This is a genomic window from Marinomonas sp. ef1 (assembly GCF_002806845.1).
GTDB classification, from domain to species: domain Bacteria; phylum Pseudomonadota; class Gammaproteobacteria; order Pseudomonadales; family Marinomonadaceae; genus Marinomonas; species Marinomonas polaris.
Genome location: NZ_NHTT01000030.1, coordinates 1 through 15,370, shown reverse-complemented (window position 1 = coordinate 15,370; position 15,370 = coordinate 1). Strand labels below are relative to the sequence as shown.

At 45.0% G+C, this 15,370-nt stretch carries 11 protein-coding genes; 5 read left to right on the top strand and 6 right to left on the bottom strand.

Features of this window, described 5'->3' with window-relative positions; genetic code table 11:
• Positions 1–314: 314 nt before the first annotated feature.
• The 4 genes from CCS02_RS21930 to CCS02_RS22315 form a co-directional block, all read right to left on the bottom strand.
• Positions 315–2,537, bottom strand: a complete 2,223-nt coding sequence (locus tag CCS02_RS21930; RefSeq protein ID WP_100637735.1) for a YjbH domain-containing protein — start codon at positions 2,535–2,537, stop codon at positions 315–317.
• Positions 2,537–3,292: a capsule biosynthesis GfcC D2 domain-containing protein gene (locus tag CCS02_RS21925; protein WP_100637734.1), complete on the bottom strand. Its 756-nt coding sequence runs from the start codon at positions 3,290–3,292 to the stop codon at positions 2,537–2,539. Before CCS02_RS21925 ends, CCS02_RS21930 begins: the two co-directional genes overlap by 1 nt.
• Positions 3,289–4,053 (bottom strand): YjbF family lipoprotein, encoded by a 765-nt coding sequence (locus tag CCS02_RS21920; RefSeq protein WP_100637733.1) that lies wholly within the window; start codon positions 4,051–4,053, stop codon positions 3,289–3,291. Before CCS02_RS21920 ends, CCS02_RS21925 begins: the two co-directional genes overlap by 4 nt.
• A gap of 66 nt (positions 4,054–4,119) precedes the next feature.
• Positions 4,120–4,476 carry a hypothetical protein gene (locus tag CCS02_RS22315; RefSeq protein ID WP_198515446.1) on the bottom strand — a complete coding sequence of 119 codons (357 nt, stop codon included), beginning with the start codon at positions 4,474–4,476 and terminating at the stop codon, positions 4,120–4,122.
• Positions 4,477–4,833: 357 nt separating this feature from the next.
• On the opposite strand from CCS02_RS22315, the gene CCS02_RS21910 reads away from it, so the two are divergent.
• From CCS02_RS21910 to CCS02_RS21900, 3 genes are all read left to right on the top strand, one after another.
• The gene (locus CCS02_RS21910) at positions 4,834–6,171 is read left to right on the top strand and encodes a capsule assembly Wzi family protein (protein ID WP_100637731.1); all 1,338 of its coding nucleotides are present in this window, start codon (positions 4,834–4,836) and stop codon (positions 6,169–6,171) included.
• Between the two features lie 69 nt (positions 6,172–6,240).
• Positions 6,241–8,850, top strand: coding sequence for an SLBB domain-containing protein (locus CCS02_RS21905; protein ID WP_100637730.1), 2,610 nt, complete (start codon positions 6,241–6,243; stop codon positions 8,848–8,850).
• A gap of 176 nt (positions 8,851–9,026) precedes the next feature.
• Entirely contained in the window at positions 9,027–9,974 is a 948-nt protein-coding gene (locus CCS02_RS21900) for a Wzz/FepE/Etk N-terminal domain-containing protein (RefSeq protein ID WP_100637729.1), read from the top strand.
• Positions 9,975–10,178: 204 nt separating this feature from the next.
• Here CCS02_RS21900 and CCS02_RS21895 read toward each other — a convergent pair whose 3' ends face one another.
• Positions 10,179–10,658: an REP-associated tyrosine transposase gene (locus CCS02_RS21895; RefSeq protein WP_100637728.1), complete on the bottom strand. Its 480-nt coding sequence runs from the start codon at positions 10,656–10,658 to the stop codon at positions 10,179–10,181.
• Positions 10,659–11,558: 900 nt separating this feature from the next.
• Positions 11,559–12,992 (bottom strand): MBL fold metallo-hydrolase RNA specificity domain-containing protein, encoded by a 1,434-nt coding sequence (locus tag CCS02_RS21890; RefSeq protein WP_100637727.1) that lies wholly within the window; start codon positions 12,990–12,992, stop codon positions 11,559–11,561.
• 624 nt (positions 12,993–13,616) lie between these two features.
• On the opposite strand from CCS02_RS21890, the gene CCS02_RS21885 reads away from it, so the two are divergent.
• On the top strand, positions 13,617–13,937 hold the full coding sequence (locus tag CCS02_RS21885; protein ID WP_100637726.1) for a MarR family EPS-associated transcriptional regulator: 321 nt from the start codon (positions 13,617–13,619) through the stop codon (positions 13,935–13,937).
• 401 nt (positions 13,938–14,338) lie between these two features.
• Complete coding sequence (locus CCS02_RS21880) at positions 14,339–15,325, top strand: NAD-dependent epimerase (RefSeq protein WP_100637725.1); 987 nt, start codon at positions 14,339–14,341, stop codon at positions 15,323–15,325.
• Positions 15,326–15,370: the final 45 nt, after the last annotated feature.

The following is a 15,370-nucleotide window of genomic DNA, read 5'->3' as shown; positions in this document are numbered from 1 at the left end:
AGAGCCACACGCTTCCATAAAGATCGCTGCATCAGGGTATTGAGCAATGATGAGACACATTTTTTTCGCTGAGACTTCTTTATTTAACTTAGCCTTACCGGCTTTATTGAAGACAGCAACTTGGAAAACTTCTTTCGCTAAATCAACACAAATTGTCGAATTATTATTCATGGTATGGCTCCTTTGGTTTGGTCGCCTCCCAATTTATCGGAATTCCGCTGAATTGGGGAGGAGTCCATACCATTGGCCTTTAGACCGTCAAAAGTCTAATGACACCAAACCAAAATCCTTGACGCGCTAAAGCATGACTTGCATTAGTTCTTTGCAGGTCGTTGGTACCAAGGTGACACCATATCGGTTATGCCATATAAACTGTTGCGTTTTCCTAGCATTTGGCCGCCGTCGCGGGTGATAGGTTGCCAGTTTAGGTTGCCTCGGCTGTTAGTCGGTTTAAGTGAGACGGTGTCGAACGGAATAGACAGATAAAACCCTTTGGTGAAGCTGCCTTCGCCGAAATCTTCTGCGGACATGTTGGTTCGGCTGGCGTACGCGCCGATGATCATGCCGCTGTCAAATTGCTTAGAAAAGTCAAAGCGAGCGCCAACGTCAGCGGCTAGAAATTTACCCACGTCGATACGGAATAGAGTGTCTTCTAAAAAAGACCATTCAGGTTGATAATAAAAAGACAAATGTCCTGTCGTACCTCTTGCCAGTACTTTGGTTCCATTGCCGTAGGCGTTTTCATCAGAAAAAATGCCAAATACTGAGTCGGGGTCACGCTGCGAGATCGCATTGACGTCTGCACCAATGGCCCAGTTGGAGTTCGGTTGACGATACAAAACTTCCGTGCCAACACCCGCAAACATGGTTTCTAAATAACCGCCGTAGATTTGCTGATACCAATTGCTTCCGTAGCGATCAAACCAGGTCAGCTGCAGGTTATTCAAATTGGCGTCGTTGTCACGTACATAAGCCCGCACTAGAGTACGAACACGGTAATTAGATGTGCCGTCCGAAGGAGTGTCAAAATTAAGCTTATCGTAGTTATCTAATAGATTAATCGACACAGAGCTGGATAATTCCAAATTTCGGCTAAGCCAGTAAGAAGCGCCACCTTTCATGGTGATACTGTATATATAAAAGCTTTCTGGGCCGCCGAAGGATTGGCTTAAATTTGGACTAAAACCGTAATTGAAGCGTTCAACGTTTTCGTACAAAGGATCATCATTAATGTCTTCTGGTGGTAGCTCGATAATGGCGTCTTTAATCGATGGGTTGAAATAATCTACAGCCGCGATTTTACGATAAGCACGCGCCGACACCTTGGTCGATTTCACGGGAATATTGTTCGACTCTTCAATGATTTTGTAAGCGCTCACGTTGGTAGGCAAGTGATTTGCCATCACGGCTGCCGCTCTTTCGGTGGCGACATCACGATCACGGTATTTTGTTTGTTGCGTGACAAAGGTCACCGCATCGTTTTGTTGGTACACCTTGCTGGTTTTATAGCCTGCGATGTCTTCTAATTCACGGTCCAGAGCTGGCCAATCCACGTCATTCAAGGTGGCAGCTTGATCAGTGCCCATCGCGGGTAGCTCGTTGTCTATCCATGGGCTTTTCAAGGTATTAAGATTGGTTGATAACACAAAGCCCAGCGCCACAGTCGTGCCGCGTTCATAACTTAAACGCAGATCAAAGCCATCACTTACCTCATAAACCGCACCAAAGTTCCAAGGTGTTTTGGGTGTCATGTCCACACCACCACGAGTAACTGGATAATCTTGGCTGTAGTTGTTGCCATCATATTCCAGTTTTAAACGCAAAGGCTCGTAAGGTGTCTGATATTCCACACCCGCGAACAAGGACGCTGGGCCTGTAAACCAGCGGTCGTAGTCGATAGAGCCACCATTATCAGAATACCCTGAAATACGATTACAGAATCGGTCTGCTGCATTACACAGAGGGTTACTAATATTACCCCGGGTTCCGAAATATCCCCAACCTAGTCCTAGAGTAACGTCAAATTCACCATAATGATCGGTCGAAAAGCGTTTGGTAGCGGCGAGAAATTCGCCATCAAACAGTCCTGTGCCACCAAGGTCGCGCAAACCGACGGATACTTCTGGTAGCCATTGATCTTCTTTTAACAGCCTTAATTTAGCATCAATGCCTTTATCTGCGTACTTTGTGTCACCACTAAAACTTTCACTGTTGCTGTACAGCAGATCTTCCACTTGGGTATAACGGATAGTGGTCTCTAACCAAGGCATTAACTGTAAAGAAATAGTGTAAAAGGTATATTCACTGTTGTCGTTATAGCCAAAACTGAACGCGCCTTCGTCGGCCATGCGGCCAGATGGCATTTGGATCAAACCTACACCACCCAGATCAGTCTGAGAGGGTTTAAGCTGTGGCCCTTGAAAAGGCAGAGAAAAATAGTCTGTGTCTTCTGCGTACAGCACGCCACTGAGCAAACAGCCATAACCTGTGACAAGACCAGTAACAAGAGTAGTCAAAGAAAAGCGTTTAAATGACATTATAGCTCCAAGCGAAAAGCAAACAGATGGGCGACATTGGCATTTAAATCGCGGTATTCATCAGACAGGTTTGGCAGCCCAATAAACACCATGGCGCCGGGGCTGAGAAAATATAAGGTGTTTTTCCACTGTAAGTCTTTGGCTTGATAAATGCTCCGGTCAGCCTGAATAATCAAAACCGAATCATAGGGCTGCTGTTCTTTGGTTGCGCCAGAGAATTGCGCCAAGTAGTCGCGAAGTTCACCGCTTTTATTCAAGGGAACCTTCTTAACCAAATCCTGTGCCGCGTCAAACACTGTAATGTGATTTGGGCGTTGTGCCAAAAGCAGTGAATATTCGCCTTTTACTAGGGGATTGAGCTTGGGCTTAATGCGAACCTTGGTAAAATCGAAGACCATATCTTCGTGATAAACCAAATTTAACTGATTGAGGTAGTTTGCGATATGTTTCGCAGCAGGCGTGTTTATAGCAGCCAGTTGACGCAAAACAGCACGTTTTTGGTTGGTGACTATGGATTGTTTATTCGGGTTGATCAATGCGCTACCAAGTGGGTATATCTGGTATTGCGACTGAGAATAAGCATCCTGTAATAGTTGTAAAAAACGCACTTCTTGTGGGTAGGACAGGGTAACTTGATTGTGCAGTAGCGTAATAACGGCGTTATCGGCTTTAGCATTCTGTGACAATGTAGCGAGACACAGCATACACATCAGGAATAGCCCTTTTATATAAGGCGTCGTAGAAAACGGCATCATAATGGCGAATCCTCGTTGTCGGTATCGGGCGTTGTGGCTGTGACATTATTAAACGGTTCAATAAAGGGTTTCACCATCAGCATTTCCACCTTGTCCATGTTGGGCCCTAAATATTGGATGCTTTTAACCACAAAGGGGCGAACCGTCGGCGTGGCGGGCGTAAGCCAAAAAAGATTGGTAAAGTGCGCATCTAGATTGTTAAAGGTGACGGTTTCAGCGATCTGTTCGGCGTCTTGACGCCATAGCTCAGTGGTCACCGTGTCCATGCCAAGCGAGCGGGAGGTGACTTGAGCGGTAAAACCATAGCGATAGCCAGGAGCCCAATCGTATCTGGCCGTCCATGACATTGTGCTACTGGGTTTGGGAAGTGTATTGATAAACGGATCGGTAAGGTTGCTATTGCCAGCAAAAGAAGCTAATGCTTCTAAGTTATCACTGGTAAAGCCCACAGTCTGAATAATACGACCGTTTTCGGTGACAATACTGCCAGAATCTTTACTCAACCAAGTCAGTCTGTAAGCCTGAGTGGTGGGGTTATAATCCACAAAGGTCAGAATCAAAAGCAAAGGACGAGTATCGTTAACAGTGACCAAGGTACTGGCATAAGGCAAAGACGTAATGTACTCAGGAGTGATCGCGTTGTTTAAGCCAATCACCGCTTTTGCCGAGTCTAAGCTGCTTTTGAAGTTGGCTGAACAACCCGTTAAAGCTAATACGAGAATAAAAAAAAGGGAATAAAGAGGATAAAAAAAAGAGCGCATGAAACAACCAATACAAACTAAGGGAAAAGAAAAGCCACCTAATGGGTATTAGGTGGCTTGGAGGTATTAATTTGTATTAGTCGTTGTACCAACAGCTGGGGTAGTAGTTGGGTTGCTGTCTGTCGTTGCCGCAACCGCTGCACTCACAGCCACTGCTGCTGCCGCTGCTGCCGCTGCTGCCAAACCACCTACTGCTGCAGCCGTCGCTGCACCAACACCCGCCGCTGCACCTGCACCAGCAGCCGCTGCACCAGCTCCTGCTGCGCCTGCACCAACTCCTGCGCCCGCACCAGCTCCTGCGCCAGCAGCACCTGCGCCCGCTCCAGCACCACCAGTAGAGGCTGCTCCAGCACCAGCCGCTTCACCATATGCTTGGCTAGCTAGGCCAAGTGCTACAATAGTAGCAATCGTTACAAGTTTCATAATATTTCCTTATCATTTAAACATCGATGTTTGAAGAATAGACTTCCTGACCGATTTTAGATCAAGATTTATGACAATGTAAGCGCTATGAACAGACTTTTCGTTAATTTCTTGATCAATTCTAGCCTTATCGCCATAAAGCCTGATCTTAAATGCTGGCGAAATGCGCCTTAAGCGGACAAATGCCAATAATGAACAATGTTTAAAAAAATGCCGCCATTTGTGAAAGCATTGAGTAAGCAGCCTTTATTTTTGCTGTGTTTTGGGACATTATGTGCGGCATCTTAATAATAGTCAGATAGGAAGCATGCTCATGAAAGCGTTATCTCTATCAATACAAGGAACTGTGACCTATTAATGTTCTCTTCTAATGTTAAAAAAAAACCGATTCTATGTCCTCCAAAACTAAGTTTTCTTAGTTGCTGTCGCACTAATAAACTGGTTCATAATGCACTGTTGGTGCCGTTTCTAGGTTGCACTTCTGTTATTGCAGTCGCGTCGCCTTGGTTGGAAGCCAATGATCCGTTTTTGCGCTCATCTTTACTGTTACTGTCTGATTCTGGTCAAATTTCTTCCCCCGTTAATCATTACCCCATGCGTTGGTCCTTATTTGGCGATGACCTAAGCGATTCAAATCATAATCGTGATGTTTTATTAGTCGCCAACCAACAGCTGCTTTACACGCTAAATACAGCCAGATTGAATCGTGGTAATCGATTGTTCAAAGTGGTAAATGGTTCTAATCCTGCAGTACCTTCGGGTTTTGGTCAGTTCAATGAAGACGAAAAGGGCGTTTATACCAGCGTTGAGCATCTAGGGAACTCATTCTCTTACCGTTTAACCGCGGGTTACAGCGAATATCAAGACGATATGACCTTAAACATAGACAATAGTTACCTTGCTTTTAGCTCTGGTGCCTGGCTTTGGTCTGTTGGAAATGTTGATCGTTGGTGGGGGCAAGGCTGGCAACATAATCTAATTTTAGGTTCGTACGCTAAAGCGGCGCCTGATGTAAGTGTTGGTTATATTGGCGAGAACAATATTTTGGGTGTTTGGAGTGTCGAAAGTATATTAGCCCAACCATCTGGTTCAGATTACGATTACCACAGTGCAACCCGTTTAGTATCAAAGCCTTTTTCTCTTTTCGAATACGGTGTTACCTACCAAACCTGGTTTTCCGGTATTGATTCGATACAAGACGAAAAGCAGCTCGCACTGGATGCGAAGCTGACCTTACCCAGCATGGCTAGTTTTTATCACAGTGTGTATGCAGAAGCGGCCTCAACATCCAATGAGTCTGAATTAGGTGCGTGGTTGTTGGGTTGGACGGGCAGCTTTCCGCTGGGGGAAAACATCGCTCGTATTGTGTTGGAATCGCAACAATCTACCGATGCACATGATGCAACCCCATGGAAATCAGGAAACTATCCTTCTATAACCGATGACGTTGCTAATACAAGCTATGAGCTAGACGACAGCGTCTCCATTGCCTTGTATTTACAGCTTAAAAACGATCATCAGATAGGACTAAGCTACCAGAACTCGACTCTAGATGACGAAACCATAAAAACCAGCCAGTTAACGTATAATTTACCCGCTTTAGCTGGAATGGTACGTGTAGGGGCGAGTCGCCAGCAGGTACAGAACAGCGATACCAAAACGAATATATGGGCAGGTTATGAGTTTCGCTTTTAGTGAAATTCATTACGGCTGCAGTTAATAGCTAATATTAAATTTTTATTGAACCTAAATAGACCACACAGTATGCGACTTAAAAAACGACTCTTACCAATACTAATGATGACGCTAGCGGGAAATCTACTCGCTTTTACACCGACCGCAGAGCAGATTAGCCAGTTTCAGAGTATGCCTAAGGCGCAACAGGAGGCGCTAGCCCGTCAATATGGTGTGGATCTTGGGGCTTTGACCGGAGGTGCGGCCAATACCGCGTCGGCCCCTGTGCAACAGGCACCAGTATTGGAGCCTGTCGTGAGCGAAGCAAAACCAGCACCTACCGTTCAAGCGGCTGCAGACAGCGGTGGTGGTTTGGCTCAGTTTGGCTACGATGTGTTTGGTAACAATAGTCTAGGTTTAACCATAGTGGACAATTTGCCTGTGCCGCTCGATTATCAAATGGGCCCAGGTGATGTTATTAGCGTGCAAATTTTTGGCAAAAACAATCAGAATCTATCTTTAACCATAGACAGAGATGGCTCTATCAACCTTCCTGATATTGGCCCTGTGGCCGTAGCAGGGCAAACATTCGCGCAGCTGCGTAAACAGCTCAATGACGTGATTAAAAACAAAACCATCGGTGTAGATGTATCTGTCACTATGGGTGCCATGCGCACCATGCAGGTCTATATCGTCGGGGAAGCCATACAGCCCGGCGCCTACAATGTAAACGGCTTAACCACCATTACCCAAGCATTGATCGCTAGCGGTGGAGTCAAGAAATCCGGCAGCTTGCGTCATATTAAATTAATGCGTAAAGGCCAAGTGGTATCAGAATTTGACCTATACGACTTATTACTCAAAGGTGATACCTCGAAAGACTTGCGTCTATCATCGGGTGATACGCTTTTTATTCCACTTCGTGATAACCGCATTACTATAGAAGGGCAAGTGGCGCGGCCAGCGGTGTATGAAGCCAAAGGCGATATTACACTGGGGCAATTATTGTCGTTAGCCGGTGGGGCAGAACCTCAGGCCTACTTGTCGCGCATTAGCGTGCGCCGAGCCGGTGCAAACGGATTACAGTTGTTTAACTTGGACCTTGCGACACCAGCAGGACGGAACTTTAAACTACAAAATGGCGATGACGTAAACTTATCTGCCGCTTCCTCGTCCCTACGCAATGCCGTTGCCGTGCGTGGTGAAGTGGTCAGACAAGGCGCGCTTAACTTCAAACAAGGTATGAAAGTAAGTGATGCTATTGGTTCTATCGATGATGGTTTAAAGCTAACGGCCGATTTGAACTATGCCTTATTGGTGCGAGAGATAAACGTCAATCAAGATGTTGAAATTTATCAATTTAGCTTGTTGGATGCATTGACGAACCAAGGCTCCTCGGCAAATTTAACTCTGCAAGAAAAAGACCAAATATTTGTGTTTGATAATGGCTTGGCACAAGGTTATTGGTCCGGCTCTTATGCAAACAGTAAAGCAAAATCGGATGGAGCAGTAGACCAAACACGTGAAGTGCTAGATGCCGAAACAGGGGCTGTTGTCACTACAAAAGAAAATGCCACCTTAAGAATTGCCGATAAAGAAGTCGAGTCTAATGCGTCTGGATTGCGTAAAGCCAGTCGAGAGGCGTTACTTGAACCTATTATCGAACGATTAAAGGCGCAGGCTAGTTACGGAAGCCCTGCAAAAGTGATAGATGTATCTGGGGCGGTTAAATTTCCAGGCCTTTATCCATTAGCGAAAAACACCAGTGTTTCTTCTTTGCTCGCGGCCGCTGGCGGTTTAAATCAGAATGCCTATTTATCATCGGCAGAATTAACGCGTCGCAACACGGAAGGCGATAAATCTACTATTGATCGTATTAATTTTTCACTAAAAGACGCTATAAGTGGCAAGTACCCAGTTGCCTTGATCGCACAAGATCATCTGATGGTTAAATCACAACCGAGTTGGCAAGAGGGCATGGACGTTGAGTTGCAAGGGGAATTTGTTTTCCCTGGTACCTACACGTTTAGACGCGGTGAAACCCTAAAAGACGTGGTGGAACGGGCAGGTGGCTTTACAGAGTTTGCTTACCCTTCTGGTGCAGTATTTAGTCGTGACAGCTTGAAGCGTCAGGAAGCGGAAAGACTGAAATTTATCAACGCACAGCTAAAACAAGAAATTAGCGCCATGTCTTTGCGTCGTCAAGGCTCAACCTCGGTGTCAGATCCAGCGCAGGCCATTGCTGTGGTGGATCAGCTGAATAATGTAGTGCCAGTAGGACGTTTGGTTATTGACCTTAATGATGCAATGAAAGGCGACATTCTAGCGAACTTGATGTTAGAAAAAGGCGACAAGCTGTTCGTACCGGCATTGAACCCCGTGGTCAGCATAGTGGGTGAAGTGCAGTTTGCTTCCAACCATACCTACAACCCAGTGTTAACTGTGGAAGATTACATTGGTTCGGCAGGTGGTACGAAACGTCAGGCAGATACAGACCGTATTTACATCGTCAAAGCGAATGGTTCGGTTGAATTGCCGAACAACTCTTTTTGGTTTAGTCGTAATTACGCGCCATTAGAACCTGGTGATACCATCATAGTGCCGATCAACACCGACTACCTAGATGGCTTAAGCACCTTATCTACAGCTACTCAGATACTGTATCAAATTGGTGTCGCGTGGAGCGCTATTAAAGATTAATTCCGAGTCGCAGAGCCCAGTGCGATAAAGCAGGGCGAAAATCGTAGGCAAAATAAACAGAGGTGAGTTTTAGTGCAAAACTTATCTCGCTTACTTAATAGAACTTAATAGGATAAAACAGAAAAGGATAGGCGTTAGCGAATAAAGCTAGTATCCATCCTTTTCCTAATTTAAATATGGCTGATAATTACAATTTACCTCCGCAAGCGTATCACCAGCAAGACGATGAAATAGACCTAAAAGAGCTGTTTATAGCGCTTTGGAAGGGTAAATGGATCATCATATTTACCACCTTCGTATTTGCCGTAGGCGGCGTGCTGTATGCACTATCTCAACCCAACACTTACAAAGCCGAAGCGGTATTGGCCTCGGCCAATGATAACAAATCCGGCGGTTTGGCCGGCATGGCCGCACAATTTGGAGGCTTAGCGTCTTTGGCTGGTATCAACCTAGGTGGCGGTGGCACAGACAGCAAAGCCATGGCACTAGCAATACTCCAGTCTCGTCAATTTATTAACGCCTTCATCAATAAATACGACCTAATGGTTCCCCTAATGGCGGGGGAGAAATGGAGTGAATCCACAGATGCCTTACAGTTGAATCCTGAGCTATATGATGCGCAAGGCAAAACATGGGTCCGTGAAGTTGAACCAGGGAAATCACCAATACCAACCGATTGGGAAGCCTACAAAGAGTTCAAAAAACTGATTGCTGTATCCGAAAGTAAAGACAACGGCCTAGTAACCCTGTCTATTACGCACTTATCACCCACCATCGCCAAACAATGGGTAGACTGGTTGGTTATCGACTTAAACGCCTGGGTGAAAAAAGAATCACTGGATGAAACACGCCGTAACATCGGCTACCTAGAAGAACAAATCCAAAAAACCAGCATATCAGACATGCAATCCGTCTTTTATCAACTGATAGAAGAGCAAACTAAAAACCTAATGCTGGCACAAGTACAAGACGAATTCGCCTTTAAAATCATCGACCCAGCCGTCGTACCAGAAGAAAAAGCCGGCCCGAAACGCGCCCTAATCTGCGTACTCGCCGTATTACTTGGCGGCATGTTAGGTATGGGGATCGTGCTTATACGCTTCGCCTTCACCAAAAAAGACTAACCACAACCAGCACTCCATATGTCAGATTCGCCGAAGCACGAGGCGTAATCTGACATTCCCAACCCACGTCATCAAACGGCACATTACGCTCCGCTCATGATGCCCTACGAAAAACCAACGTCATCAAACGGCACATTACGCTTCGTTCATGATGCCCTACGAAAAATACACACATCATCAAACGGCACATCATACTTATTTGCTCTAAAATACCCCATTCCAATGAATATCAAACAATCCCAATTTCACGTCACGATGAAAACTTGAATATGGCCAATCACGTGTTGATAAAACGTAGCCATGTTTTACGGGGTTTAAATAACAATAATGGATGTGGGCTCTTAAATCGTCATCTGACTTGATCTCATGCTCCCAAAAACGATTTTGCCAAATACTCGATTGATGGTGTGTTTGATTTTTTAGCTTCTTGGTAAACAAAATTTTAATTAACTGCCAACGCCGCGAAAAATCATTATCTCCTTTTGGTAATCGCCAAATGGCATGAATATGATCGGGCAAAACCACCCATGCAATAATATCAAATGGTCGTCGAGATTTTACGTATCGAACACTCTCACGTAAAAGATCAACATGATCAACTAGAACAGAAGAATGTCGATCCTTGACCGTCACAGTAAAGAAAAACGTACCGCCAAAACGTTTACTTCTAATATATCTAGGCATCCATGCCCTCCCAAGAAATATCTTACACCACCATCCCGTAGGTCAGATGAGACGAGGCACGAGGCGTAATCTGACATCCCCAACCCGCATCATCAAACGGCACATTACGCTGTGCTAATGGTGCCCTACGAAACCATCACGAAACCAACCATATGATCCACACCAACCCATCCCGTAGGTCAGATGAGACGAGGCACGAGGCGTAATCTGACATCTCCAACCCGCAACATCAAACGGCACATTACACTTCGTTCATGATGCCCTACGAAAAAAAACACATCATCAAACGGCACATTACGCTCCGTTCATGATGCCCTACGAAAAAACCAACGTCGTCAAACGGCACATTACACTTCGTTCATGATGCCCTACGAAAAAACCGCAACATCAAACGGCACATTACACTTCGTTCATGATGCCCTACGAAAAAACCAACGTCGTCAAACGGCACATTACACTTCGTTCATGATGCCCTACGAAAAAACCAACGTCATCAAACGGCACATTACGCTCCGCTCATGATGCCCTACGAAACCATCACGAAACCAACCACATGATCCACACCAACTCATCCCGTAGGTCAGATGAGACGAGGCACGAGGCGTAATCTGACATTCCCAACCCGCATAATCAAACGGCACATTACACTTCGTTCATGATGCCCTACGAAACCATCACGAAACCATCACGAAACCAACCACATGATCCACACCAACCCATCCCGTAGGTCAGATGAGACGAGGTACGAGGCGTAATCTGACATTCCCAACCCACATCATCAAACGGCACATTACACTTCGTTCATGATGCCCTACGAAAAAAACACACATCATCAAACGGCACATTACGCTCCGCTCATGATGCCCTACGAAAAAACCAACACCATCAAACTTTTATTTCTTACGGCACCACCACCTCGCATTCTGGATTTTCCATTTCAATCAATCCTTTTAATGTACGCTTGGCGTTATCATCTCCATGCACTAAATGTATTTTTTTGGGTTTTACTCGCATACGCTTGATAAAATTTAACAAATCCCGCTGCCCCGCATGGGCAGAATATCCACTGATCTGCTGTATTTTTGCATTAATGGTGTAATGCTCTCCGTCGAACACCACATAGCCATTTGGCTTGTCGTGGTACCGTAAAATATCCCGTCCCGGTGTGCCAGCGGCCTGATAACCCATGAACAACACATCGTTACGTTCATCGCCCAATAAGGCCTTTAAATAATTCACAATACGACCGCCAGCACACATACCAGAGGCGGCGATAACAATAGCTGGGCGGGTTTGACGTTGTAGGTAAGACACGGTTTGCAGGTGGGTGGCGTGATCATCAATCGTGGTGACTTGCTCAAAACTTAACGGATGGCGACCCGAACTCACTCGGCGCTTTGCTTCGTCATCCCAATAATTCGCCAAAGATCGATATACCTCAGTAAAACGGCTCGCCAACGGCGAATCAATAATAATATCGATATCTTCCCAATTTAACGAAACACCGGAGCGAGTCTTACTCACGGCCTTGTGTTTATTCTGATGAATAATATGTTCCAGCTCATACAGAAGCTCTTGTGTACGGCCAATGCTAAACGCTGGAATTAACACTGTGCCAGAATCACTCAATGCATGTTCTAAACTTTGCTGTAAATGCTTGCGCCTTATTGCTCGATTTTCATGATTTCTATCACCATAAGTGCTTTCTAAAACAAGCTGATCTGCCCGATAAGGTGACTGCGGTGCAGGTAATAAAGGCGAGTAGGGCGCCCCTAAATCTCCAGAAAACAACACATCATGGTAGCGTTTCTCTTGTGATCTAATCTCTTTATTAGAAACCCGAAAAATCACATAAGCCGACCCTAAAATATGCCCAGCACGACACAGTCTTACTTGTACTTTAGTATTTTTGTTTAAAGGAATGTCAGCCCAAGTTTTATAATCCAGCGGTACTAACTGAGAAGCCAATCTATCTAAACAGGCCTTAATGATATTGGCATTACGCGTAACACCCACTTTTAATGCATCTTCAATAACCAGAGGTAACAGAGCAGCACTAGGCTTAGAGCAATAAATCGGCCCAGTAAATCCAGCAGCCAACAAATAAGGCAAACGCCCAGCATGGTCTATATGAACGTGAGTAATAACCAAAGCCTGAACAGCAGAAAGATCAAAGTCTATTTCTAAACTATTTGAATCTGCCCCAGACCCAGACGTCTCCGCCCCCTGAAACAAACCACAATCCACCAACACCGACTGATCAGAATCAACAAACAACTCATGACAAGACCCAGTCACACCCTGCACAGCACCATGATGCTTAATCGATAACATACAAATCCCTTTGCATTATTTTTTAAAGAAGTATCAAGGGTATACCATCAACCAGACCAACATCAAACCAACATCCCCAAACAGCACATTACGCTCCGCTCATGATGCCCTACGAAACCATCACGAAACCAACCACATGATCCACCAACCACCCGTAGGTCAGATGAGACGAGGCACGAGGCGTAATCTGACATTCAAACCAACGTCATCAAACGGCACATAACGCTCCGCTCATGATGCCCTACAAAACACAATACAAACCATCATCGCCCAATTTACCGCATCAACCAAAACCTAAAACGGATTTCGTTTCTATCTATATAACCAAAAAAGCTTAAAAAATGTCCGCTTTACAAACTCTTTTCGAACACATTCTTTGCATGATTTCATGTCTTGTATTATCATTGTTCACCAATTGAACGCAGCATATATTTGTCCTTTCCTCTTATAACTTCCAAGGGGAAGCTAGTATGGGGTTAATAGTTCTTTAGTAATTAAAATGGATAATATTAAACGAGGTAAATGCATGGAAAGCACACTCACACCTTCATACACTACACCTTTCCACGCTTATTATTTTTCGTATTTATGCATCACTCTTAGTGCCACATCTAAGGTGCTTAAATGTTAACCGACGAATACCGCTACAAAATTTTAAAAGAGCTACAGCAAGATCCTGACATTAGTCAGCGTGAGTTAGCAAAACGCCTAAACATTAGCCTAGGAAAAGCCAATTTTTGCTTAAAAGCACTAATAGAAAAAGGTCTGATAAAAGCGGAAAACTTTAAAAATAGCACCAACAAAATGGGCTACCTATACCTACTTACCCCAAAAGGCATAGAAGAAAAGGTTTCTCTTACGCAGCGCTTTTTGCAAAGAAAACTAAAAGAACATGAAGTCCTAGAAAAAGAAATAGAACAACTGCGCCAAGAAGTAAAAACATAACGTGTCACTTGTAGATCGGCCCGTAGGTCAGATTAGCCGAGAAGCTCGTTATGTAGGTCGGCCTTTAGGCCGTCAAAAGATGTGCCACGGCAAATCACTGTATTATGTAGATCGCGCCTGTAGGTCAGATTAGCTGAGGCACGAAGCGTGATCTGACGATTGGCTGTTACCGATGAAATTGAAATGCCGCCTCGTAGGCCGGATGAGCCGAGAAGCTCGTTATGTAGGTCGGCCTGTAGGTCAGATTAGCCGAGAAACTCGTTATGTAGGTCGGCCCGTAGGTCAGATTAGCTGAGGCACGAAGCGTGATCTGACAGTTGCAGATAAACTAATTAACGCACTGTTTTAATTGATAATGAATTGGCAATAAACAAGATTTCAAAAGTTATGGATACGATAAAATGAAGTTTTTAGTCACCGGAGCCGCAGGCTTCATTGGTATGAATGTGTGCAAACGCTTGTTAGAAGCAGGCCATGACGTGGTCGGCCTTGACAGTTTAAACGCTTACTACCTACCTGCGTTGAAACAGCATCGTCTCGCGCAATTGTTGCCTGATGAAAACTTTCGTTTTGTAAAACTGGATCTTGCTGACCGTGAAGGCATGTCTCGGCTGTTTGCAGAAGAACAATTCCAGCGAGTGATTCACCTTGCGGCACAAGCGGGTGTGCGCTACTCATTAGAAGCCCCCTTTGAATACGTAGATAGTAACCTAGTTGGCATGATGACCATTCTAGAAGGTTGTCGTCAAACCAAAGTAAAGCATCTTGTCTATGCTTCTTCTAGCTCCGTTTACGGCATGAACGCAAAAATCCCATTCAGTGAATCCGATACGGTCGATCACCCCGTCTCACTGTATGCCGCTACTAAAAAAGCCAACGAACTGATGGCGCATTCCTATTCGCATTTGTATAACATCCCAACGACAGGGCTACGCTTTTTTACGGTATATGGTCCTGGCGGCCGCCCTGATATGGCGCCTTGGTTATTCACCGAAGCCATTCTGAACGATAAGCCGATCAAGGTATTCAATCACGGCAAAATGATGCGTGACTTTACTTACATCGATGACATTGTGGAAGGTGTGATACGCATTCAAGACGTGCTGCCACAAGCGCAACAAAACCAAGGTACGACAGCACCTTACGCGATTTACAATATTGGCAATAACCAACCTATTCAACTGTCCGAATTTATCGAAGCCATCGAAAGCGCCTGTGGCAAAACCGCCGAGAAAATCTACATGGACATGCAGCCTGGTGATGTACCAAAAACCTACGCGGACACGACCCAACTAGAAGCCGTAGTGGGATACAAGCCTGCCACGACGATACAAGAAGGCATGGTAAAATTTGTTGAATGGTACAAAGCCTTTCAGAAAGAGTTATAAGACCGTAGATCGACAAAGGTATTTTGTAGGTCGGCCTGTAGGTCA

What these genes read in the sequence shown, in the direction of transcription:
- CCS02_RS21930 (WP_100637735.1), bottom strand. Translation starts at nt 2,537, where the DNA reads ATGTCATTTAAACGCTTTTCTTTGACTACTCTTGTTACTGGTCTTGTC.
- CCS02_RS21925 (WP_100637734.1), bottom strand. Translation starts at nt 3,292, where the DNA reads ATGATGCCGTTTTCTACGACGCCTTATATAAAAGGGCTATTCCTGATG.
- CCS02_RS21920 (WP_100637733.1), bottom strand. Translation starts at nt 4,053, where the DNA reads ATGCGCTCTTTTTTTTATCCTCTTTATTCCCTTTTTTTTATTCTCGTA.
- CCS02_RS22315 (WP_198515446.1), bottom strand. Translation starts at nt 4,476, where the DNA reads ATGAAACTTGTAACGATTGCTACTATTGTAGCACTTGGCCTAGCTAGC.
- CCS02_RS21910 (WP_100637731.1), top strand. Translation starts at nt 4,834, where the DNA reads ATGTTCTCTTCTAATGTTAAAAAAAAACCGATTCTATGTCCTCCAAAA.
- CCS02_RS21905 (WP_100637730.1), top strand. Translation starts at nt 6,241, where the DNA reads ATGCGACTTAAAAAACGACTCTTACCAATACTAATGATGACGCTAGCG.
- CCS02_RS21900 (WP_100637729.1), top strand. Translation starts at nt 9,027, where the DNA reads ATGGCTGATAATTACAATTTACCTCCGCAAGCGTATCACCAGCAAGAC.
- CCS02_RS21895 (WP_100637728.1), bottom strand. Translation starts at nt 10,658, where the DNA reads ATGCCTAGATATATTAGAAGTAAACGTTTTGGCGGTACGTTTTTCTTT.
- CCS02_RS21890 (WP_100637727.1), bottom strand. Translation starts at nt 12,992, where the DNA reads ATGTTATCGATTAAGCATCATGGTGCTGTGCAGGGTGTGACTGGGTCT.
- CCS02_RS21885 (WP_100637726.1), top strand. Translation starts at nt 13,617, where the DNA reads ATGTTAACCGACGAATACCGCTACAAAATTTTAAAAGAGCTACAGCAA.
- CCS02_RS21880 (WP_100637725.1), top strand. Translation starts at nt 14,339, where the DNA reads ATGAAGTTTTTAGTCACCGGAGCCGCAGGCTTCATTGGTATGAATGTG.